The organism is Rhizobium redzepovicii, from assembly GCF_019793435.1.
Classification (GTDB): Bacteria; Pseudomonadota; Alphaproteobacteria; order Rhizobiales; family Rhizobiaceae; genus Rhizobium; species Rhizobium redzepovicii.
Window position 1 is genome coordinate 126,046 of record NZ_JAILYH010000006.1, and the last position, 22,096, is coordinate 148,141.

Annotated in this window: 23 protein-coding genes and 1 pseudogene; 14 read left to right on the forward strand and 10 right to left on the reverse strand. The window is 60.8% G+C overall.

Annotated features, from left to right (window positions below; genetic code table 11):
* Positions 1 to 303: 303 nt before the first annotated feature.
* From K6N12_RS11295 to K6N12_RS11315, 5 genes are all read left to right on the forward strand, one after another.
* Positions 304 to 1,605, forward strand: coding sequence for a L,D-transpeptidase family protein (locus K6N12_RS11295; RefSeq protein ID WP_097627074.1), 1,302 nt, complete (start codon positions 304 to 306; stop codon positions 1,603 to 1,605).
* A gap of 215 nt (positions 1,606 to 1,820) precedes the next feature.
* Positions 1,821 to 3,119: a serine hydroxymethyltransferase gene (gene glyA / locus K6N12_RS11300; protein WP_097627076.1), complete on the forward strand. Its 1,299-nt coding sequence runs from the start codon at positions 1,821 to 1,823 to the stop codon at positions 3,117 to 3,119.
* 9 nt (positions 3,120 to 3,128) lie between these two features.
* On the forward strand, positions 3,129 to 3,605 hold the full coding sequence (gene nrdR / locus K6N12_RS11305; RefSeq protein WP_003547190.1) for a transcriptional regulator NrdR: 477 nt from the start codon (positions 3,129 to 3,131) through the stop codon (positions 3,603 to 3,605).
* Positions 3,606 to 3,608: 3 nt separating this feature from the next.
* Positions 3,609 to 4,823, forward strand: coding sequence for a bifunctional diaminohydroxyphosphoribosylaminopyrimidine deaminase/5-amino-6-(5-phosphoribosylamino)uracil reductase RibD (gene ribD, locus K6N12_RS11310; RefSeq protein WP_131711064.1), 1,215 nt, complete (start codon positions 3,609 to 3,611; stop codon positions 4,821 to 4,823).
* Positions 4,823 to 5,434: a riboflavin synthase gene (locus tag K6N12_RS11315; protein ID WP_097627080.1), complete on the forward strand. Its 612-nt coding sequence runs from the start codon at positions 4,823 to 4,825 to the stop codon at positions 5,432 to 5,434. Before ribD ends, K6N12_RS11315 begins: the two co-directional genes overlap by 1 nt.
* 38 nt (positions 5,435 to 5,472) lie before the next feature.
* Here K6N12_RS11315 and rfbA read toward each other — a convergent pair whose 3' ends face one another.
* The 9 genes and pseudogenes from rfbA to K6N12_RS11360 form a co-directional block, all read right to left on the reverse strand.
* Positions 5,473 to 6,342 (reverse strand): glucose-1-phosphate thymidylyltransferase RfbA, encoded by an 870-nt coding sequence (gene rfbA, locus K6N12_RS11320; RefSeq protein WP_097627082.1) that lies wholly within the window; start codon positions 6,340 to 6,342, stop codon positions 5,473 to 5,475.
* A 10-nt stretch (positions 6,343 to 6,352) separates the two neighbouring features.
* Positions 6,353 to 7,240 (reverse strand): dTDP-4-dehydrorhamnose reductase, encoded by an 888-nt coding sequence (gene rfbD / locus K6N12_RS11325; RefSeq protein ID WP_097627084.1) that lies wholly within the window; start codon positions 7,238 to 7,240, stop codon positions 6,353 to 6,355.
* Between the two features lies 1 nt (position 7,241).
* Positions 7,242 to 8,297, reverse strand: a complete 1,056-nt coding sequence (gene rfbB, locus K6N12_RS11330) for a dTDP-glucose 4,6-dehydratase (RefSeq protein WP_097627086.1) — start codon at positions 8,295 to 8,297, stop codon at positions 7,242 to 7,244.
* Between the two features lie 6 nt (positions 8,298 to 8,303).
* The gene (rfbC, locus tag K6N12_RS11335) at positions 8,304 to 8,882 is read right to left on the reverse strand and encodes a dTDP-4-dehydrorhamnose 3,5-epimerase (protein ID WP_097627088.1); all 579 of its coding nucleotides are present in this window, start codon (positions 8,880 to 8,882) and stop codon (positions 8,304 to 8,306) included.
* Positions 8,872 to 10,883: pseudogene (locus tag K6N12_RS11340) on the reverse strand (CgeB family protein). Before K6N12_RS11340 ends, rfbC begins: the two are co-directional and overlap by 11 nt.
* A 253-nt stretch (positions 10,884 to 11,136) precedes the next feature.
* Positions 11,137 to 11,943, reverse strand: coding sequence for a hypothetical protein (locus K6N12_RS11345; protein ID WP_097627092.1), 807 nt, complete (start codon positions 11,941 to 11,943; stop codon positions 11,137 to 11,139).
* A gap of 294 nt (positions 11,944 to 12,237) precedes the next feature.
* Positions 12,238 to 12,753 (reverse strand): GNAT family N-acetyltransferase, encoded by a 516-nt coding sequence (locus tag K6N12_RS11350; RefSeq protein WP_097627094.1) that lies wholly within the window; start codon positions 12,751 to 12,753, stop codon positions 12,238 to 12,240.
* 10 nt (positions 12,754 to 12,763) lie between these two features.
* The gene (locus K6N12_RS11355; protein WP_097627096.1) at positions 12,764 to 13,282 is read right to left on the reverse strand and encodes a cupin domain-containing protein; all 519 of its coding nucleotides are present in this window, start codon (positions 13,280 to 13,282) and stop codon (positions 12,764 to 12,766) included.
* Positions 13,283 to 13,457: 175 nt separating this feature from the next.
* On the reverse strand, positions 13,458 to 13,817 hold the full coding sequence (locus K6N12_RS11360) for a hypothetical protein (RefSeq protein WP_097627098.1): 360 nt from the start codon (positions 13,815 to 13,817) through the stop codon (positions 13,458 to 13,460).
* A 130-nt stretch (positions 13,818 to 13,947) separates the two neighbouring features.
* Here K6N12_RS11360 and K6N12_RS11365 point away from each other — a divergent pair, with 130 nt between their 5' ends.
* From K6N12_RS11365 to K6N12_RS11380, 4 genes are all read left to right on the forward strand, one after another.
* Entirely contained in the window at positions 13,948 to 14,115 is a 168-nt protein-coding gene (locus K6N12_RS11365; protein WP_165503913.1) for a hypothetical protein, read from the forward strand.
* Between the two features lie 46 nt (positions 14,116 to 14,161).
* On the forward strand, positions 14,162 to 14,617 hold the full coding sequence (locus K6N12_RS11370) for a 6,7-dimethyl-8-ribityllumazine synthase (protein ID WP_097627100.1): 456 nt from the start codon (positions 14,162 to 14,164) through the stop codon (positions 14,615 to 14,617).
* A 3-nt stretch (positions 14,618 to 14,620) separates the two neighbouring features.
* Positions 14,621 to 15,103 carry a transcription antitermination factor NusB gene (nusB, locus tag K6N12_RS11375; RefSeq protein WP_054181836.1) on the forward strand — a complete coding sequence of 161 codons (483 nt, stop codon included), beginning with the start codon at positions 14,621 to 14,623 and terminating at the stop codon, positions 15,101 to 15,103.
* 198 nt (positions 15,104 to 15,301) lie between these two features.
* Positions 15,302 to 17,440: a sodium-translocating pyrophosphatase gene (locus tag K6N12_RS11380; protein WP_097627279.1), complete on the forward strand. Its 2,139-nt coding sequence runs from the start codon at positions 15,302 to 15,304 to the stop codon at positions 17,438 to 17,440.
* 91 nt (positions 17,441 to 17,531) lie between these two features.
* On the opposite strand, the gene K6N12_RS11385 is transcribed toward K6N12_RS11380, so the two are convergent.
* Positions 17,532 to 18,065 (reverse strand): outer membrane protein assembly factor BamE, encoded by a 534-nt coding sequence (locus K6N12_RS11385; RefSeq protein ID WP_097627102.1) that lies wholly within the window; start codon positions 18,063 to 18,065, stop codon positions 17,532 to 17,534.
* Positions 18,066 to 18,251: 186 nt separating this feature from the next.
* Here K6N12_RS11385 and K6N12_RS11390 point away from each other — a divergent pair, with 186 nt between their 5' ends.
* The 5 genes from K6N12_RS11390 to K6N12_RS11410 all read left to right on the forward strand — a co-directional run bounded on the left by K6N12_RS11390 (position 18,252) and on the right by K6N12_RS11410 (position 22,003).
* Positions 18,252 to 18,857: a ubiquinol-cytochrome C chaperone family protein gene (locus K6N12_RS11390; protein WP_097627104.1), complete on the forward strand. Its 606-nt coding sequence runs from the start codon at positions 18,252 to 18,254 to the stop codon at positions 18,855 to 18,857.
* Between the two features lie 10 nt (positions 18,858 to 18,867).
* Positions 18,868 to 19,422, forward strand: coding sequence for a YceD family protein (locus tag K6N12_RS11395; protein WP_097627106.1), 555 nt, complete (start codon positions 18,868 to 18,870; stop codon positions 19,420 to 19,422).
* 98 nt (positions 19,423 to 19,520) lie between these two features.
* Positions 19,521 to 20,567 carry a phosphate acyltransferase PlsX gene (plsX, locus tag K6N12_RS11400; protein WP_012557284.1) on the forward strand — a complete coding sequence of 349 codons (1,047 nt, stop codon included), beginning with the start codon at positions 19,521 to 19,523 and terminating at the stop codon, positions 20,565 to 20,567.
* Positions 20,568 to 20,587: 20 nt separating this feature from the next.
* Positions 20,588 to 21,559 (forward strand): beta-ketoacyl-ACP synthase III, encoded by a 972-nt coding sequence (locus K6N12_RS11405; protein WP_037073922.1) that lies wholly within the window; start codon positions 20,588 to 20,590, stop codon positions 21,557 to 21,559.
* A gap of 105 nt (positions 21,560 to 21,664) precedes the next feature.
* Positions 21,665 to 22,003, forward strand: a complete 339-nt coding sequence (locus K6N12_RS11410; RefSeq protein WP_003578475.1) for an integration host factor subunit alpha — start codon at positions 21,665 to 21,667, stop codon at positions 22,001 to 22,003.
* Positions 22,004 to 22,096: the final 93 nt, after the last annotated feature.

The window sequence follows — 22,096 nt, forward strand, 5'->3', positions numbered from 1 at the left end:
TTAACCGGCACGGTTTAGCCCGTCATATGGTTTGTTGTGTCGTGTTTCCGGTAGCCGGATATTCCGCCTTCCGGCACGGCAACACGAATTGGCCATATTGGTGTGGCAGCGGAAGGCTTAACAACCGGCGCTTTCAAGGGACCGATCAAAAATGGTCAGGCTGTCGCATCGCAATCTTGTGATGGGGCAAGCGGAAAGTTTTGATCTGCCGGGACAACAAATGCACAGAGATCTGCGTCAGAGCGCAGTGATATCGCAAAGAGCCGCGGCTTCTCTTTATCGCCGCATTCAGTGGTTGGGACTATGTCGAAGAAAAACGGAAATGAAGCTCTCTCGCGCCGCGCTTTCCTTGCGTCCGCGGCAACGGTTGGCGTTAGCGCGATTGCCGCGCCGGCCTTCGCGCAATCGGCGATCGATACGCTGATCAACGCGCCGCGCCGCGGCAACTGGGACGACCAGTTTGACGCCAAGGCGGCTTCGCGCACGGCAAGCGCCGTCGTTTCCAATACGCCGATCCTCGGCCCCCAATCGGTCGCTAGCGCCCAGCAGGCGGTCATGCAGTATCAGCAGATCGCGGCCGCCGGCGGCTGGCCGGAGGTCAATCCCGGTGACCAGAAGCTGCAGCTCGGCGTCAGCCATCCCGCCGTTCAGGCGCTGCGCCAGCGCCTGGCGATCACCGGCGACCTGCCGCGCGAGGCCGGCATGTCGAGCGCCTTCGATTCCTATGTCGATGGTGCGGTCAAGCGTTTCCAGGCCCGCCACGGCCTGCCGTCCGATGGTGTGCTCGGCGAATTCACGCTGAAGGCGATGAACATCCCCGCCGATGTCCGCCTGCAGCAGTTGAACACCAATATCGTCCGCCTGCAGACTTTCCCCGAGGATCTCGGCCGCCGCCACGTGATGGTCAACATCCCGGCTGCCTATGTCGAGGCTGTCGAGGATGGCACTGTCGCGACGCGCCACACCGCTGTTGTCGGTCGTCTCAGCCGTCCGACACATCTCGTCAATTCGAAGATCTACGAGGTCATCCTCAACCCCTACTGGACCTCGCCGCGCTCGATCGTCGAGAAGGACATCATGCCGCTGATGCGCAAGGATCCGACCTATCTCGAAAAGAACGCCATCCGCCTGATCGACGGCAAGGGCAACGAAGTTGCCCCCGAGACCATCGACTGGAACGGCGAGGCACCGAACCTGATGTTCCGCCAGGACCCCGGCAAGACCAACGCCATGGCGTCGACGAAGATCAACTTCTACAACAAGAACGGCGAGTACATGCACGACACGCCGCAGCAGGGCCTGTTCAACAAGCTGATGCGCTTCGAGTCGTCTGGCTGCGTCCGCGTCCAGAACGTGCGCGACTTGTCGAACTGGCTCTTGCGCGAGACCCCCGGCTGGAACCGCCAGCAGATGGAGCAGGTGATCGCATCCGGCGTCAACACGCCGGTCAAACTCGCCACGGAAGTTCCGGTCTATTTCGTCTACATCTCCGCCTGGGGCATGCCCGACGGCATCGTCCAGTTCCGCGACGACATCTATCAGATGGACGGCAATGCCGAGCTGGCGCTCGATACCACGGCCGGCATGGAACAGCCGGTCCAATAAACGGCGGCCTCTGCATCGCATCTTCAAACCGCGCCTTCCCGGCGCGGTTTTTTTATGCCGGGGAGGGCACCCGGTGACGTGACCGCCGGTCCTCAGCGCTGCGCTGTCGCAAAATGACAGGAGCGCGCGCTTTGCTCAGCAAATGTCGTTCTCCGTATTGCCCTTGCCACGGCGGAAGGCTAATACCTCAGCGCATTCCAGTTGAGGAGCCCGCCATGACCAATGCTTCCACCGAGTCCTTCTTCAATCGCTCGCTTGCGGACGTCGATCCCGAGATTTTCGGTGCGATCGGAAAGGAACTCGGTCGCCAACGGCACGAGATCGAACTGATCGCTTCCGAGAACATCGTCTCCCGCGCCGTGCTGGAAGCCCAGGGCTCCATCATGACCAACAAATATGCCGAGGGTTATCCCGGCAAGCGTTACTACGGCGGCTGCCAGTTCGTCGATATCGCCGAGGAGCTGGCGATCGAGCGCGCCAAGAAGCTGTTCGGCGTCAATTTCGCCAACGTCCAGCCGAATTCGGGTTCGCAGATGAACCAGGCCGTGTTCCTGGCGCTGCTGCAGCCCGGCGACACCTTCATGGGCCTCGACCTGAATTCGGGCGGCCACCTCACGCATGGTTCGCCGGTCAACATGTCCGGCAAGTGGTTCAACGTCGTCTCCTACGGCGTGCGCGAAGGCGACAACCTGCTCGACATGGATGAAGTCGCCCGCAAGGCCGAAGAGCAGAAGCCGAAGCTCATCATCGCCGGCGGCACCGCCTATTCCCGCATCTGGGACTGGAAGCGCTTCCGCGAGATCGCCGATTCTGTTGGTGCCTATCTGATGGTCGACATGGCTCACATCGCCGGCCTCGTCGCCGGTGGCCAGCATCCGTCGCCGTTCCCGCATTGCCATGTTGCGACGACCACGACCCACAAGTCGCTGCGCGGCCCGCGCGGCGGCGTCATCCTCACCAATGAAGAGGATTTGGCGAAGAAGTTCAATTCGGCTGTTTTCCCCGGTCTGCAGGGTGGTCCGCTGATGCACATCATCGCCGCCAAGGCTGTCGCTTTCGGTGAGGCGCTGCGGCCCGAGTTCAAGGATTACGCCGCCCAGGTCGTCAAGAACGCCAAGGCACTGGCCGAAACGCTGATCGCAGGTGGTCTCGACGTCGTCTCCGGCGGCACCGACAACCATCTGATGCTGGTCGACCTGCGCAAGAAGAACGCCACCGGCAAACGCGCCGAGGCAGCTCTTGGCCGCGCCTACGTCACCTGCAACAAGAACGGCATTCCCTTCGACCCGGAAAAGCCCTTCGTCACCTCCGGTGTGCGCCTCGGCGCGCCGGCCGGCACGACCCGCGGCTTCAAGGAAGCCGAATTCCGCGAAATCGGCAATCTGATCGTCGAGGTTCTCGACGGCCTGAAGGTTGCCAATTCCGATGAAGGCAATGCCGCCGTCGAAGCCGCCGTACGTGGCAAGGTGGTCAACCTCACTGACCGCTTCCCAATGTATGACTACATGGGATAAGGAGTAGCGATGCGCTGCCCCTATTGCGGTTCGGAAGATACACAGGTTAAAGATTCGCGTCCGGCGGAGGACAATACGTCCATCCGCCGGCGGCGTATCTGTCCGGATTGCGGCGGCCGCTTCACGACCTTCGAGCGCGTGCAACTGCGCGAGCTGATGGTCATCAAGAAGACCGGCCGCAAGGTTCCCTTTGATCGCGACAAGCTGGTGCGCTCCTTCGAAGTGGCTCTGCGCAAACGCCCTGTCGAGCGTGACCGCATCGAGCGCGCCGTGTCCGGCATCGTCCGCCGGCTTGAAAGCTCGGGCGAAACCGAAATCTCCTCCGAGCAGATCGGCTTGCAGGTGCTCGAAGCGATGAAGAGCCTCGACGATGTCGGCTTTGTGCGCTACGCCTCCGTCTATCGGGATTTCTCGCTTGCCGAGGATTTCGAAAAGGTCATTTCCGAAATCAACGCCAAGATCGCCCGCGACCCGCTGGACAGGTGAGCCATGAGCGTCACGTCGCATGACGAGAGTTTCATGGCGGCGGCAATCCGCCTGTCGCGCCGGCATCTCGGCCGCACCGCCACCAACCCCTCCGTCGGCTGTCTGATCGTCAAGGACGGCGTCGTCGTCGGCCAGGCGGTCACCGCCGTCGGCGGCCGCCCGCATGCCGAGCCGCAGGCGCTCGCCGAAGCGGGCGATGCTGCTCGCGGCGCCACCGCCTATGTGACACTCGAACCCTGCTCGCATCACGGCAAGACCCCACCCTGCGCCGAGGCGCTGCTCGCCTATGGTGTCGCCCGCGTCGTCATCAGCGTCACCGATCCCGACCCGCGCGTCTCCGGCCGCGGCATCGCCATGCTGCGTGAAGCCGGCATCGAGGTGGATGCAGGCGTGCTGGAGGCCGACGGCCGGCGTTCGCTTGCCGGCTATCTCACCCGCCAGACGAAGAACCGCCCTTATGTGACTCTCAAGCTTGCCGTTTCCGCCGATGGCATGATCGGCCGCCAAGGGGAGGGCCAGGTGGCGATAACCGGCCCGGAGGCCCGCGCCGAGGTTCAGGCGCTGCGCGCCGAAACCGACGCGATCCTCGTCGGCATCGGTACCGCAATTTCCGACAACCCGCTGCTGACGGTGCGCACACCAGGCCTTGAAGCGCAGTCCCCCATCCGCATCGTGCTCGATCCCTCCCTGGCATTGCCGCTGACGAGCAAGCTGGTTCAGACGGCGCGGGATGTGCCGGTGATCGTGGTGGCGAGTGAAGAGATTTCGCCGTTAGGGTCAGAGGAAGGGTCACACCCTTCTGTCCTGGGAGCTACCCCCCAGCCAATCTCCCCCCTTGTGGGGGAGATGTCCGGCAGGACAGAGGGGGGTGCCACACTCTCCGACGCCGCTACGGACCTGGACTCCCGCCGCATCGCTCTCGAAGCCACCGGTGTCGAGATCGTCTATTGCAATCCCTATCATCCGGAAATCCTGCTGCCGGCCTTGGCAACACGCGGCATTTCCTCACTTCTGGTCGAGGGCGGCGCCAAGACCGCCCGGCTTTTCCTCGAGGCCGGTCTCGTCGACCGCATCCAGCTTTACCAGGCGCCTGTCGTCATCGGCGAGGGCGGTATTGAATCGCCGCTTGATACAACCGACATACCATCGGGTTTTGCCCACACGGGCACGCAGATGTTCGGCGAAGATCGCCTGGACGAATACGAAAGAGGGCTTTGATGTTTACCGGAATAGTCACCGATGTCGGCACGGTCGAATCAGTTTCTCCGCTGAAGGAAGGCATCCGGTTGCGGGTCGCCACCGCCTACGATCCCTCAACGATCGACATGGGCGCCTCGATTTCGCATTCCGGCATATGCCTGACCGTGACGGGTCTGCCGGCCGAGGGCAGCAATGGCCGCTGGTTCGAGGTCGAGGCCTGGGAAGAGGCGCTGCGGTTGACGACGATCGGCGCTTGGCGGGAAGGCAGCCGCATCAATCTCGAACGGTCGCTGAAAATCGGCGATGAACTCGGCGGCCACATCGTTTCCGGCCATGTCGACGGCAAGGCCGAAATCCTCTCGGTGACATCGGAAGGCGACGCCACCCGTTACCGGCTGCGCGCGCCCGAGCATCTGGCGAAATTCGTCGCCCCCAAGGGTTCGATCGCCCTCGACGGCACCTCGCTGACCGTCAACGCGGTCGACGGGACGGATTTCGACGTCCTGCTCATCCGCCACACGCTCGAGGTCACCACCTGGGGCGAGCGCAAGGCCGGCGATTTCGTCAATTTCGAAGTCGACACCATGGCGCGTTACGCCGCCCGGCTGGCGGAATTCCCGAGCACCTGAATCGAAAACCTGTACCGGTTTCCGGGGTCACAAGTCACTCACCAATCCGGGGACAGCTTCGTCAGATACTGGCCGTAAGCGCTCTTGCCGAGCTTCTCTGCGAGCTTGGCGAGGTCGTCCTGCGAGATGTAACCCATGCGCCAGGCGACTTCTTCGGGACAGGCGATCTTGAAGCCCTGGCGTTTCTCCAGCGTGCTGACGAAACCTGCGGCATCATGCAGACTATCCGGCGTGCCGGTGTCGAGCCAGGCATAGCCCCGGCCCATCAGCTCCACGAAAAGCTGGCCGCGCTCAAGATAGGTGCGGTTGACATCGGTGATTTCCAGTTCGCCGCGCGGTGACGGCTTCAGGTTCGCGGCGATATCGACCACCTGCTGGTCGTAGAAATAGAGGCCGGTCACCGCCCAGTTCGATTTTGGCTCCTTCGGTTTCTCCTCGATCGACTGCGCATTCATCTTTTCGTCGAAGCCCACGACGCCATAACGTTCCGGATCGGTGACGTGATAGGCAAACACCGTTGCGCCTTCCCGCCGACCTGTGCCGGATTTCATGATTTCCGGCAGTCCGTGCCCGTAGAAGATATTGTCGCCGAGAACGAGTGCCGAGCTGTCGCCGTGCACGAAGTCGGCGCCGATGATGAAGGCCTGGGCGAGGCCGTCCGGGCTCGCCTGTACGGCATAGCTCAGCGAAATTCCCCATTGCGAGCCGTCGCCGAGAAGACGCTTGAAGGCTTCGACGTCGTGAGGCGTGGTGATGATCAGCAGCTCCCTGATGCCGGCGAGCATGAGCGTCGTCAGCGGATAGTAGATCATCGGTTTGTCGTAGACCGGCATCAACTGTTTCGAGACGGCCTGGGTGATCGGATGCAGACGTGAGCCCGTACCGCCGGCGAGAATAATTCCCTTCATGCCTATCTCCTTAAAGACCCTTGTTCAAAAGGTCTTGCATGACAATCGTCATGGATTTCTTCCACTCCGGGAGCCGGAGTCCATAGGTTCCGGCGAGCTTCTCGCCATTGAGGCGTGAATTGGCGGGACGCTTTGCCGGCGTCGGATAGTCCGCCGTCGGGATGCGTTCGACGCCGACGTTTCTACCGCCGGATTTGGAAAGCTCAGCGAATATCGCTTCGGCGAAATCCGCCCAGCTTGCTTCGCCGCTGCCGGTCAGGTGAAAGGTGCCGCGGAGCGATGGCGCGGGGTCCGCGACGATACGGGTTGCAATCGCAAGAATCGCGGCGGCGATGTCGAGTGCCGAGGTCGGGCATCCCCTCTGATCGGCGACGACGCGAAGAAGATCGCGCGTCTCGGAAAGCCGCAACATCGTTTTCATGAAATTGGCGCCAAAGGGTGAATAGACCCAGGCAGTGCGCAAGATGACGTGGTTCGGATTCGCCGCCGCGACGGCCTTCTCGCCCGCGAGTTTCGAACGCCCATAGACGGAGATCGGCGCCGTCGCATCCTCTTCGCAATATGCGGAGGCCTTGTCGCCGCTGAAGACGTAGTCGGTCGAAATGTGGATGACCGGGACCCCGATCCGCGCGGCAGCCTCGGCAACTGCCCCGGCACCGGCTGCATTGACGGAAAAAGCAAGCTCGGCTTCGCTCTCGGCCTTGTCGACCGCCGTATAGGCGGCGGCCGAGACGATCACATCCGGCCGCAGAGCCGAGAAGGCGGCTGCGACGCTTGCAGGATCCGAAAGATCCATTTCCGGGCGCCCGACTGTGTTGATTTCGACGCCCGTTTCGGCACCGCGTCTGAGCAGCGACTGAACGACCTGGCCGTGTTTGCCGGTCACGGCAATGCGCATCTTATCGCCCCTTGAAAACGCCGAGGCGTTCGCCGGAGTAGACTTTTTCGCGCAGCGGCCTCCACCACCATTCGTTTTCCAAATACCAGTGCACGGTCTTCTCGATGCCGGTTTCGAAGGTCTCTTGCGCCTTCCAGCCGAGTTCGCTTTCGAGTTTCGAGGCATCGATCGCATAGCGTGCGTCGTGTCCGGGGCGGTCGGTGACGTTGGTGATCAGATGCGCATGCGGTGCCTTGTCACTGTAGACGCCGTCGAGAATGGCGCAGATGCGATGAACGACATCAATGTTCCTACGCTCATTGCGGCCGCCCACATTGTATTTTTCGCCGGGGCGCCCTCTGGATGCGATTGTGAAGAGGGCGCGGGCGTGGTCTTCGACGTAGAGCCAGTCGCGGACATTCGAGCCATTGCCGTAAATGGGAAGAGGCTTGCCCTCCAGTGCGTTCAGGATCATCAGCGGAATGAGCTTCTCAGGGAAATGGAACGGGCCGTAATTGTTGGAGCAATTGGAGACAACGACGGGCAGGCCATAGGTGCGGTGCCAGGCGATCGCCAGATGGTCGCTCGCGGCCTTGGAGGCGGAGTAGGGCGAGGACGGATCGTAGGGCGTCGTCTCCTCGAAGAGGCCCTCGTCGCCGAGCGAACCGTAGACCTCGTCCGTCGAGACATGCAGAAAACGGAAGGCGCTCTTGCGGCGAGCGTCAAGCCCATCCCAATAGTGCCGTGCGGCGTCCAGCAGGCTGAATGTGCCGACGATGTTGGTCTGAATGAAATCGGCTGCGCCCGAGATCGAGCGGTCGACATGGCTCTCTGCCGCGAGATGCATGACGATATCAGGGCGGAAGGACGCGAATGCTTCCTGCATCCCGACGTTGTCGCAGATGTCGGCGCGCAGGAACTGGTAGTTCGGCGCCGCTTCGACGGATTTCAGCGATGCCAGATTGCCGGCATAGGTCAGCGTGTCGACATTCAGCACCTCGGCGCCGATCTCGTTGACGAGGTGGCGCACCAATGCCGATCCGATGAAGCCCGCTCCGCCCGTGACCAGTATGCGCATCGTCGATCAATCCTGGGGTTGCTGTGTTGAATAGGAAAAATGACCTGGCAGATCGGCGAGCCGCGGCAACGTCTTGTCCTTGTCGGATGATACCATGTCTTTCTCATCGAAGGGCCAGCGAATGCCGATCGCCGGATCGTTCCACGCGATGCCGCGATCATGCTGCGGGCTGTAGGGTGCGGTTACCTTGTAGCTGATGACGCTGTTCGGCTCGATCGTTGCGAATCCGTGTGCGAAACCGGCCGGTATCCAGAGCTGCTTGCCGGTCTCCGGCGCGAGCTCCTGAGAGAGCCATTTGCCGAAGCTCGGCGATCCCTCGCGGATATCGACGACGACATCGATGATCCGGCCGGCAAGGCACCGCACCAGCTTGCCCTGTGCGAAGGGCGGGATCTGGAAATGCAGCCCCCGGACGGTTCCGGCCTGTGCCGAAAGCGATTCATTGTCCTGGACGAACGTGACGTCGGCCACATTTTCCCGGAACCAGGCATCCTTGAATACCTCGGAGAAGTAGCCGCGGTGATCGCCGAAGCGTGGCGGCGTGATCGCAACAATGCCCTCGATGGCTGCGGTCTCAATGCGCATGACATACCTTTTCTGCGGCCTTCATCAGGCGCCTGCCTTCATGACGCTCATCAGCATGTCAGCCTGCGAGCGGCTCTGCATGGCTGCAAGGCCTGTCGTTGCAATGGCATCGCGCTCGTCGGCATCTGCGATCAGCTTGTAGCAGCGCTCGATCATGTTGTCATACGGCTCGATTGCCAAGCCGCCGATGAAGGACTGGAGGTCTGGATCGCGGATGTCGCCTTCCGTCAGCACGCAAACGCGATTGGCGAGCAGATATGAAATGCGTACGATCTCGAAGACGCCGCTGGCATAATGATGGATGTTGATCACGATCTTGGAGCGGGCAATCGCCGCATCGCGTTCCGCTCCATAGATATTGAAGAGATGGGCGACCTTGAGCCCGCCGTCCTTCAGCGTCTTCAGGATATGGTGGCGGCGTTCGTTCATCGAGCCGTAGAAGAGCACGTCGATATCTTTGACGGTGGCGTGGCTTATCTGGCTGAGGCACCGGCTATAGCCGATTTCGAGCACGCCGGCGTGATCGATTCCCTTGGCGGCGAGATTTTCCCGATTGCGCGGGCTGTAATCCAGAACCGGAAGCGACTTCAGGACCGAGGTGTAGCGCGAATTGATCCAGCTGCTTTCTTCGGACACCTGCTCGAGATTGATGACGACGCTGTCCTTTGGCAGATGGCTGACGATTTCGGCGGCGAGAAGATTGCCGCCATAAATGATCGGCGCACGGCCGGCGAATGCGTTCATGTCGCGGACGATCGGTGCCGAGCCGCCGAGTTCCTCGAAGGCGCCCTGCAGGCCGAGCGCGACTTCGTCGAAGGCATGGCTGTGATTGTAGTTTTCGGGCGTCACGATCCAGATGCAATGACGGTCCTTGTGTGCCTGCCATCCGCCGGCAAAGGGCTGCAATGAATTGCGCAGCGGCTGCTCGATCTTCGGCGCGGCCGGTATGGCGGGCCTTCCCGTCCGGCCCGGCAGCGGCGGTACCGGAGAAGAACCAGAGGTCTGCCGGGCATAGGCGCGCATCAATTCGCGGCCGCCGATAAATTGGCCTCGCGGCATCCAGCCGGGCGGATCATCAGCCCCCCAGATCAGATGCGGCTGCTTGATGAGCGGTTGGCGGCCTTGCTGCCATGCGGTCAGGAGAGCCTCGTCACGGCTCTGCAAAAACGCTTCCTTGGCGGCGAGGAGGCCATGCAGCATCCGGCCGAGGCGGACACCGAACTTCCATTCGAAATCGGCAAGGGTGGGCACGAAGGCGGCGATCTTCAGTCCGGAGGCGATAGCCTGTTGGACATAAAGTCCGAGCAAGCGCTCGATCACGAAGGGGCGCATTTTCGCGTTGGCATCGCGTGAATAATTAGCCGTACCGGCATAGGCAGCACCCGCCGCCGTGCCGGCGCGCGCTTGGTTTTCCAGCGATTCAAGAATGCGTTCGCAAAAGGCGAAATAGCCGGACCAGAATTTTCGGTTGCCGCAGAAATAGTTGCAGAACATGAAGGCAATCTTGTCCTGCGGCGGCGCGATAGGATAGCCGAGCTCCTGGATATGCAGAAAGATCGGCTCCATGCCGGGGTGACCGCCAAGCAGCGAATGTTCCCAGACGTTGCTGTAGATCGCCGCGTGGCCGATCAACGGATTGTAAAGATAGGCGTCCGCTCCTTCTGCTCTGGCTTTTTCCGCCTCCGTCACAAAGGACGGGAAGCTTGTCACCGACTTCATCTCGAATTTGCTGGAGAGCAGCCCCCAGAACACGTCGTCACCGAGGCCGATCGCCTCGTGATGCTGATGCAGGGTGAGGAAGAGTTCATATTCGCGGGTCGTAGCCTGCGTATTGAACGAGATGTCGAGCGGCATGGCAGCCGTATCGAGCTGGCTGCGCTGCGAAGCGTCGAGATAGGGCTGATAGATGATGACCGATCCCGTGCCGGCAGCTTTCTCCGTGAGAAGCGCCAGATCAGGAAGGCCGGCCGGCAAAGAAGGAATGGGCTGATTGATCGTCAAGGTATTGTCCTTCGCGAAAGGCTACCGTCTGCATGGAAATCTGCAGGACGGCAATTTGAGCCTGTTTGGTGCTACTATTTGAGGTGAAGCTTGCGCCACACTGTTTGCAGAACTGTCGCTGTTCCGGCTGGGGTGGGGTGAGGGCACTCGACTACCGTGGTCAGTTTTATCTAGTCAGCCTTATTGGCTCAGCCGCTTCTGCTGCCAGTATCGCAAAAAGTTGCGATGTTGCGTTTGCAATTGGGAGCCTCGCTTATACGCCGCTCCTGTAGACCCCGTCATTCGATACCGTCGCAATATCCCCGAACAGGGACCCGGGTAGGGTATTGCCATAGAGTTCGGCTATCCGCTTGACGAGAAGATAGCTTCCCAGACGCTCCTGGCAGAATGAGATCGCACGTTTCTGCACGGGGTCATCGGCTTGAAACGGTTGATATCGTTTCGCAAATTCAAAAGACGGCGCCACCATGCGGACAAAAGTATCCAGCCACCAGTCCGTCGGATACGTGCCGAGTTCAATGCCACCAGGAACGAAAGTGCTGGAATTGAAAAACTGCAAAGCTTCGGCTTGCGCTAAAGTATTTGTTTCGATCGCACACGCTGTATATCTCAAGAAGTCAACAATATTGTGAAAGCGTGCGTAGTGTTGAGATATGTTATGGAGATTTAGCGGCCGAGGCAGAAAGAAACTTTCTGAAAAAAACGCCGGATCCTCTGGTCTTGTGATTTCTGTTTCTTCCGATGTTGCTGTGTTCATCCCGGGATAATCGGGGTTCGGCGTTCCGATTTTGAGCCGTGTCAAGAATTTTCGATACTGCCAGATAGTAATGGTACGAGGTTTTGCTGCTTCTTCCGAAACGACTTTCGCGACTACGATCGTTCCCAGAGATCCTGACAATTTCGCGTGAAGCTCCTCCGGCTCGCTGAAAAAATCATAGCCGGCAATGACATCCATTCCCCTGTTTTCCGAAGGTAGTTTAGAGTTGAGCCATATGATTTTCGAGCCCTCGGGCGGAGGATAGCTCGGCAAATCCTTATGGCAGATGATGAAAATGGTCATATTTGTGATCAGCCTCTGATAGATCGGGAGTTTCTGCCGGCTGCAATTACCACGCAGCTCGCCCGTCAATGCTTAGTTGTGTCAAGGTGGCGGACGTCGGTATTCCAAGCGCTTCTGCCTCTTGTCAGTGACTCTAAAGCGCGTTCCTTGCGCGTAGCAGGTGCGAGGCTTGGACCCATCCGGGGACGCAAGCTGAGGTCGTCGATACCCGTTAGCTTGGGTTTGCTTGCCGATATCGGCAAATGTCAGCAAGCGCCGCTTACGCGCGCTGCGTTGCCCGCTTGGCGGAATTCGCTAACGCGAAAACTGAATGATCTCGCCGTTATACTGCGTGCGCGTGATCTCGCGAAAACCGAGTTTGGCTGCGACCCTCAACGAGGCCTGGTTCTCCGGGCTGATGATGCAGCTCATCGGCTTTCCGGGGAAATGCGTTTGCCCCCAGCCGATCAGCGCGGTCAGCGCCTCGGTGGCGTAACCGCGGCCGTGTACCGAAGGCATCAGCGCCCATCCGAGTTCCATCGTCCCCTCGATCGAGGGTTCCATCTCGCGGCGGGATTCCATGAAGCCCGCTTCGCCGATGAACCGGCCGCTGGCCTGTTCCTCGATTGCCAGAAAGCCGAAACCCATATGGTGCCACATGCCGGCAATCCGAAGCATCCGGCTCCAGCTCTGCTCTCGCGTCGATGGGATGCCGGTGATGAAGTGAACGACGTCCTCGTCCGCCCAGAGTGCCGCATGCGCCTCAAAATCGTCGAGGCGGTGCGGGCGGAGCGTCAGCCGCTCGGTTTCGAGGGTTGGAATATCGGTCATCTCGGTTCCTTCAAGCGCCGGGTTCGCCGTCCCAATAGTCGAGATCGCTTTCCGGCCGGCCGATATGGCGGAAGCGCGAAGGTTCGGAACCTTCCTCGTTTGTTTTGGCCCTGTTTGTTTTGGCAAGAAACTTTCCGGAATCCGGATATTCGACGATCTCGGTCTTCGCCATTGTCGATATGCCGAGATAGACGAGTGGAGCCGTGCCGGTGTTGATGATCTGGTGCGCCGTTTCCGGGCCGCCGGCCGGGGCGCCGAGCGTGTCACCCGCCTTGATCGCATGGCGCTCGCCGCCGAAGCGGTATTCGCCGGTGCCTGAAATCACGTAGAAAAGCTCGTCTTCGACATGGTGGTTGTGGAAGGGGCAGCCGGATTTCCCCGGCGGCACCTCGTTGTAGCTGATGCCGAGGCCGGTCAGGCCAAGAAGGGTGCCGAACGAAGTGTCGACGCTTTCATAGAGCGCGCCCTGTTTCCAGTGGTCGAGCTTGAGATCGGCGATATTGATCACCGCCTTCGATTCCCTGGCCATGATGTCCTCCTGTTGCAGGAAGAGAAGCCATCATCGCCCGGGAAAATTCAATGGTTTTCTGGAAAATCCCGGCATGACAGAGAAAAGGCATGGCAGAGAAAGGCATGGGCGGAGAGGAGACCGCCGCCCATGCTTTGAGCGCCGCGCACCGAAGGGGCCGCGATGCGCTGAAGCGTCAACGGACGTAGAAGGTCAGACTTCCGTCGGCTGCCTGTTCGGCATTTACGATGTTGCGGACGTCGACGCCCTCGTTGTTGAGCCGGTGGGCAAGTGACCTGTTGGCGTCGATCGAGGCCTGAATGGCGTGCACGGCCTGGCCGGAACGTTCCGGCGCCGAGCGCGGCCCGGTATCCTCGTCGTCGAGGTTGCGCCAGTTATGGACCTGCTCGACGTTGAAATCATTGCCGTGGAAGGTCCGGAGTGTCTGCTCGATGCCCTGGGCGGTGTTCATACCGAGGCTTTCGGCTCGGCTGACGCCGGCAAATACGAGGGAGGAGAGGGCTGCAGCGATGCTGATGGTGACAACGCGGTTCATGATTGTATCCTTTCATCTGCTTTGACGGTCGACTGTCGTTGCAGGGGATCGTCTGTCACGCCATGGAATTGGCACTCTCTTCCTCGCGATTCAATATGCTAACACACTGAAAAGCCATTAAGAATTGTTCATGAAATCCGCCTTCGAATTGCCGTTTTCCAGGCATCCGGAAATACCGCTTCGAGAAGCGTGCCGAGCAGTGCAGGCGCGGCGCGGCTATCCCCTTGCGGATATTTCTTCTTTGGCGTTTGCGGCATCGGGCGAAAGTGCTTGCCATTCTGGTGAAGGCATGTTTTGACCGCGGGCTGCCGAGTGGAAAACGCCCCACAAAACGAAGGTGAACCATGCCGAGAGAGACCGCTCCCCATATTTTGATCGTTGAGGCCCGCTTCTACGACGACATGGCCGACGCCCTGCTCGAAGGCGCGACCTTCGCACTGGAACAGGCCGGCGCCACTTTCGAGGTCGTCACCGTTCCCGGCGCACTGGAAATTCCGGCGGCGATTGCCATGTCGCTCGATGGAGACGACAATGGCGGAACGCATTATGATGGCTATGTCGCGCTCGGCATGGTCATTCGCGGCGAGACCTATCATTTCGATATCGTGTCGAACGAATCCTCGCGCGCTTTGATGGATCTTGCGGTCAGCGAGTCCCTTGCCATCGGCAACGGCATTCTGACCGTCGAGAACGACGAACAGGCATGGGTGCGTGCGCGCCGCTCGGACAAGGACAAGGGCGGATTTGCCGCTCGCGCCGCTCTGACGATGATCGAGCTGAAGCAGAAACTGGGTGCATAACGAATGAATGACGACAAGACGGAACGGCCGGTCAAGACTGCAAACCAGCGGGGCGCTGCCCGTCTTGCTGCCGTTCAGGCACTGTATCAGATGGATGTCGGCGGGACCGGCGTTCTGGAAATCGTCGCCGAATACGAGGCGCACCGTCTCGGCCAGGAACTCGACGGCGCGACCTATCTGAAGGCCGATGCCGGCTGGTTCCGTTCCATCGTCTCCGGCGTCGTGCGCGATCAGACCCGTCTCGATCCGCTGATCGCCGCAGCCCTGCAGGATGACTGGGCCCTGTCGCGCCTCGACAGCACCGTGCGCGCCATCCTGCGCGCCGGCGTCTTCGAGATCACCGACCGCAAGGACGTCCCGGTGGCGGTCATCGTCACCGAATATGTCGAGATCGCCCAGGCCTTCTTTGATGACGACGAGCCGAAGCTCGTCAATGCGGTGCTCGACCGCATTGCAAAGCAGGTTCGCGGCGACACGAAGAAGTAAGTCTTTAGCCGCCAAACAATCTCCCTAAGTCTTTCTTCGCACTGCAACGGTTTTCGCTCGTTGCGGTCTTGACGCCACGTGATCGACCACGCAATCTCCGCACCGCTTAGCTGTGGCATTTCTGTGGAGAGGAAGGCGATTCGGCGGCGTATCTGCCGGAGAAGGAGTGAGCTCCGGCCTATGGGAGGAAAGAGCGAAATGACGATTCTTTTATGCGTAATCGCATGCGGTCTGCTCTCGGTGGTCTATGCCGCCTGGGCAACCCGGTCGGTGCTTGCCGCCGATCAGGGCAATAGCCGCATGCAGGAGATCGCGGGTTATATCCGCGAAGGCGCTCAGGCCTATCTGACCCGCCAGTACAGAACCATTGCCCTTGTTGGCGTCGTTGTTTTCATCGCAGCCTGGCTGCTTCTTTCCGCCACGGCCGCCATCGGCTTCCTGATCGGCGCCGTGCTTTCCGGGGCTGCCGGCTTCATCGGCATGCATGTCTCCGTCCGCGCCAATGTGCGCACCGCCCAGGCGGCCTCCGCCAGCCTCTCCGCCGGCCTCGACATCGCCTTCAAGTCAGGTGCGATCACCGGCATGCTGGTGGCGGGCCTCGCACTGCTCGGCGTCTCCATCTACTATACGATTTTGACCTTCGGCCTCGGCCATGAGAGCGGCTCGCGCGAAGTCATCGATGCGCTGGTGGCGCTTGGCTTCGGCGCTTCGCTGATTTCGATCTTCGCCCGTCTCGGTGGTGGCATCTTCACCAAGGGCGCCGACGTCGGCGGCGACCTCGTCGGCAAGGTGGAAGCCGGCATTCCCGAGGACGATCCGCGCAACCCGGCAACGATTGCCGATAACGTCGGCGACAATGTCGGCGATTGCGCCGGTATGGCCGCCGACCTTTTCGAGACCTATGCGGTCTCCGTCGTCGCCACCATGGTTCTCGCCGCAATCTTCTTTGCCGGCGCCCCGATCCTCCAGTCGGCGATGATCTATCCGCTGGCGATCTGCGGCGCCTGCATCATCACCTCGATCATCGGCACCTTTTTCGTCAAGCTCGGTTCGAACGGCTCGATCATGGGCGCGCTCTACAAGGGGCTCATTGTCACCGGCCTGCTGTCGATCGTCGGTCTCGGCGCCGCCACCTCGCTGACGGTCGGCTGGGGCTCGCTCGGCACAGTCGCCGGCGCCGACGTGACCGGCACGAACCTGTTCGTCTGCGGGCTTGTCGGCCTGGTCGTCACCGCGCTGATCGTCGTCATCACCGAATACTACACCGGCACCGGCAAGCGTCCTGTCGTTTCGATCGCTCAGGCCTCGGTCACCGGTCATGGCACCAATGTCATCCAGGGCCTGGCGGTCTCGCTGGAATCGACCGCCCTGCCGGCCATCGTCATCGTCGGCGGCATTCTTGCCACTTACCAGCTCGGAGGCCTTTTCGGCACCGGCATCGCGGTTACCGCCATGCTCGGCCTTGCCGGCATGATCGTCGCCCTCGACGCCTTCGGCCCGGTCACCGACAATGCCGGCGGCATCGCCGAAATGGCGCATTTGCCGCCTGAGGTGCGCAAGTCGACCGACGCGCTCGACGCCGTCGGCAACACCACCAAGGCGGTGACCAAGGGTTACGCGATCGGCTCGGCCGGTCTCGGCGCGCTGGTGCTCTTTGCCGCTTACGCCAACGACCTGCGGTATTTTGCGGCGCATGGCGACCAGTATCCCTATTTCGCCAATATCGGCGAAATCTCGTTCGAATTGTCGAACCCCTATGTCGTCGCCGGTCTGCTGTTCGGCGGCCTAATCCCCTATCTCTTCGGCGGCATCGCCATGACCGCCGTCGGCCGCGCCGCCGGTTCGATCGTCGAAGAGGTGCGCCGTCAATTCAAGGAAAAGCCCGGCATCATGCAGGGCACGGAGAAGCCGGACTACGGCAAGGCGGTCGACCTTCTAACCAAGGCCGCCATCCGCGAGATGCTCGTGCCGTCGCTGCTGCCGGTGCTGGCGCCGATCGTCGTTTATTTCGGCGTGCTGCTCATCTCCGGCTCCAAGGCCTCGGCCTTCGCCGCTCTCGGCGCATCGCTGCTGGGCGTCATCATCAACGGCCTCTTCGTCGCCATCTCGATGACATCGGGCGGCGGCGCTTGGGACAATGCCAAGAAGAGCTTCGAGGACGGGTTCGTCGACAAGGACGGCGTACGTCACATGAAGGGCTCGGATGCGCACAAGGCGTCGGTCACCGGCGACACCGTCGGGGATCCCTACAAGGACACGGCCGGCCCCGCCGTCAACCCGGCGATCAAGATCACCAACATCGTCGCGCTGTTGCTGCTCGCTGTTCTCGCCGGTTGATACATCCAAGCACCGCGGTTCGCCGCGGTGCCATACCTGACAACAAAAAACCCGCCGGAAGGCGGGTTTTTTATCGGAGGTCTGTAGCTGATCAGCGCAGGCTGCTCGGATTCTGTGGCGTGCCGCCGGCGCCGCCGCCGAACAGGCTGCGGGCAGCACTCGCAGCGCTGCCGCCGGAAAGCATCTGCTGCAGGAAGGTGAGTTCCTTGCCGCCGGTCGGCGTGACGCGTCCGATCGTGTCGAACACCTTGCCGTCCTGAAGCGCGTAGTTGGCGCGGCGGCTGACGACGCCGTCCTTGTCGAAATAGATCGCCAGGACGCTCTGGTCGACGACCTTCAGCTTCTGGAACGCGACCGAGCGCGTGCGCCGCTGTGAGATGTAATAGAAGACTTCGCCGTCGAAGGTCGCCGTCGTCGACGGGGTGCCGAGTGAAAGCAGCACCTGCTCGCGGCTCGAGCCCTCCGGAACGAGGTTCAGCGACTGCTGGTCGGCGACATATCCGCCATTGAGCACGGTGCCGGTCTGGCAACCGGAAAGAACGGATGTGGAGGCGATTATAAGGGCAATGGCCGCACTGCTGAAGAGTTTCACGTCAGACTTGAAATACCGTTTCTTCAACGACATCTACTCCCTAAAGTATCGATAGCAGCCATTTGGGCCTTGCACGCTTTACCTCCTGCAAAACCATTGTGGCCATTCCGGGTCGACTATCCCGATTTGCTTCGCTGACGCATCGAGGGCGTCGTCCCGAAACTGGCCACGATCGGCATTGCAATTCGCGCCTGCTTCGGTAAACCAGCTTTCGAAATCATGCAACAAGGCCAGAGGCCGGCCAGCGTGAAGAATGAGGCATTTCCGGAAAAAACAATGATCTTCGGGCTGTTCCGCAAGAAAAACAACAATCAGGCAATCGTCGACAGGCAATATGCGGTGCTGACGGCGGGCGCCCGCATGCCAGAGATTTATGAGCGGCTCAATGTGCCGGATACGGTCATGGGCCGTTTCGAGATGCTGTCGATCGCCATGATTCTGTTTTTTCGCCGCACGCGCAGCTCCGCCACCAGCGGCCAGGAGATCGCCCAGGAAATCGTTGACGCCTTCTTCCAGGATATCGACTATTCGATCCGCGAACTCGGCATCGGTGACAACAGCGTGCCGAAGCGCATGAAGAAGCTCGCCGGCATGTTTTACGGCCGGCTCGAAGCCTATTCGAAGGCGATGGACACCGGCGATGCCGAAGCGCTCGCGCTCGCCCTCGCGCGCAATATCTATCCGGAAAGCCCGGTGCCGGCCGATATGTCCGGCCTGGCCCATTGGATGATGGCCGCGGAAGCGCATTTGTCGGCGCTTGCCGAAGAGGAGATCGCCACCGGTTCGGCGACGCTGCCGCCGGTCGCCCGCCCACCTGTCGCCTGAGGAGGAAATCATGAAGAACGATCGGGACGATGTTCCCTTCTCCTATCGAGTCAAGGTAGGCCATATCTCGGCCAACCCCGTCGAGGTTCATGTCGAGGCCGACGCAAACGAGTTGACGGCGCTTGCCGAGAGCTGGAACGTCGTCTCCGTCGATGATCTCAGCGCCGATCTGCAGATTGCCCGCTGGAAGCGTGACGGCGTGCGCATCAAGGGCCGCGTGAAGGCGAAGATCGTCCAATCCTGCGTGGTGACGCTGGAGCCGGTCGAATCCGCCATCGACGAGAGCTTCGAGCAGATCTTCGTGCCGGAGGGTTCCAAGCTTGCCCGCCAGGCTGGCAATGATACCGGCGAGATGTTGCTCGATCCCGACGGTCCCGATCTGCCCGAGACCTTTGTCGGCGATACGATTGATGCCGGCGAGGTGGTTGCCGAATTCGCCGCTCTGGCGATCGATCCTTATCCGCGCAAGGGGGGCATCGAATTCGCCGGCCATATCGAAGATAGCGGCGAGGAGGACAAAAAGCCTTCGGCTTTCGCGGCCCTCAAGGATTGGAAAAAGGACTGAAGCGCCTCTGGCATTTGACATAATTCAGTTGTAAGCGACGCCAAAACCGGTATTTTGGCCGAAATTTCGCCCTCGGCGAAAAGAAGGATCAGGGACGCGTGATCAGAATATCTCTCGACCTCATGGGTGGCGACTTTGGTCCCCAGGTTGTCATCCCCGGCGCCGCCAAGGCGCTCGACCGGCATCCGGATATTTCCTTCGTTTTCTACGGTCTCAAGGAACAGTGCGATCCGGTTCTCGCCAAGTTTCCGAAGCTCAAGGAAAAATCGGTCTTTCACGACTGCGAGCTTGCCGTCAGCATGAGTGAGAAGCCGAGCCAGGCGCTGCGCCGCGGCCGCTATATCTCCACCATGTGGCGCTCGATCGAGGCGGTGAAGACGGGGGAGGCCGATGTCGCGGTCTCGGCCGGCAATACCGGCGCGCTGATGGCAATGGCGAAGTTCTGTCTGCGCACCATGGCCAATATCGAGCGCCCAGCGATCGCCGCGATCTGGCCGACGCTGAAAGGCGAGAGCATCGTGCTCGACGTCGGTGCGACGATCGGCGCAGATGCGCAGCAGCTGATGGATTTTGCGCTGATGGGCGGCGCCATGGCGCGGGCGCTGTTCGAGGTCGAACGGCCGACGGTCGGCCTGCTAAATGTCGGCGTCGAGGAGATGAAAGGCCAGGAAGAGGTCAAGGAGGCCGGCCGGCTGTTGCGCGAGGCGAATATCGATTCGCTCGAATATTCCGGCTTCGTCGAGGGCAATGACCTCGGCAAGGGCACGGTCGATGTCGTCGTCACCGAAGGGTTTTCAGGCAATATCGCGCTGAAAACCGCCGAAGGCACCGCCAAGCAGATCGGCGAATATCTGCGTGCTGCCATGTCGCGCACGCTGCTCGCCCGCATCGGCTACCTCTTCGCCAAAAGCGCCTTCGACATGCTTCGCGAGAAGCTCGATCCGAGCAAGGTCAATGGCGGTGTGTTTCTCGGCCTGAACGGCATCGTCATCAAGAGCCATGGCGGGGCAAATGCCGAAGGCATCGCCGCAGCCATCGAAGTCGGCTACGACATGGCCAAGAACGGCCTCAATCAGAAAATAGAAAACGATCTTAAGAAATATCATGCCAAGCGGCTGCCCCCAATGGGCCCGGAAGCTGCATGAGCAATGGGGTTCAATCGAATATGATCCGTTCAGTGGTTCGCGGGTTTGGAGCCGCACTTCCGAAGCGCGTGATGACCAATGGTGACATGGAAGCGATCGTCGACACGTCGGACGAATGGATTGTCCAGCGCACCGGCATCCGCCAGCGTTATGTCGCCGGCGATGACGAGACGACGGCCTCGCTCGGCGAGGCCGCCGCGCGAGCTGCCCTTGCCAATGGCGGCCTGACGCCGGCCGATATCGATCTGATCATCTGCGCCACCTCGACGCCTGATAACACCTTTCCGGCAACCTCGGTCAACATCCAGAACCGCCTCGGCATGAGCCACGGCTTCGCCTTCGACGTCCAGGCCGTCTGCACCGGTTTCGTCTATGCTGTCACGACGGCGGATGCCTACATCCGCGGCGGCCTAGCCAAGCGCGTTCTCGTCATCGGCGCTGAAACCTTTTCACGCATTCTCGACTGGAACGACCGTACCACCTGCGTGCTGTTCGGCGACGGCGCCGGTGCGATCGTGCTTGAAGCGACCGAAGGCGAGGGCACCGTTGCCGATCGTGGCGTGTTGACGGCGCATCTGCGCTCCGACGGCTCGCACAAGGAAAAGCTCTATGTCGATGGCGGGCCATCGACGACGGGTACCGTCGGCAAGCTGCGCATGGAAGGCCGCGAGGTCTTCAAATACGCCGTCGGCATGATCACCGATGTCATCCAGGCTGCCTTCGATTCGACCGGGACCACCGCCGAGGATCTCGACTGGCTGGTGCCGCATCAGGCCAATCGGCGCATTATCGACGGTTCGGCCAAGAAGCTGAACATCGATGCGGCGAAGGTCGTCATCACCGTCGATCTACACGGCAATACCTCGGCGGCCTCGATCCCGCTCGCGCTTGCGACCGCTGCCGGCGACGGCCGCATCAAGAAGGGCGACCTGGTGATGCTCGAAGCGATGGGCGGCGGCTTCACCTGGGGCGCCGTTCTGCTGCGCTGGTAGGCACGAATCCAAAAAAACTGGCGGCGAACAAGAGCTTGACCGTAAGGCGCAAGACAAATACTCTTTGCGCGATTTCACAAAATATTTGAAATGGGCGGGGAAACCATGACTGGAAAAACAGTGACGCGAGCAGACCTGGCGGAATCGGTTTTCCGCAAGGTCGGGCTTTCCCGGACCGAATCTGCGGAACTTGTGGAAACCGTCATCGACGAAGTTTGCAACGCCATCGTGCGTGGTGAAACCGTCAAGCTGTCCTCCTTCGCCACCTTCCAGGTGCGCGACAAGAACGAGCGGATCGGCCGCAACCCGAAGACCGGCGAAGAGGTTCCGATTTCTCCCCGCCGGGTCATGACCTTCAAGGCGTCGAACGTGCTGAAGACGCGCATCCTCAAGGCGCATGTCGCCCGCAAGGTCAAGCTGAAGCCGCAGAATCCGGCCTCCTGATCATCGGCTTCCCGTTTCGAAACGGCGATTTTCTCCCTTCGCACCGTCCTGCGTTGTGCGCAACGTCGAGACATGACTTGAATTGTCGGCGCC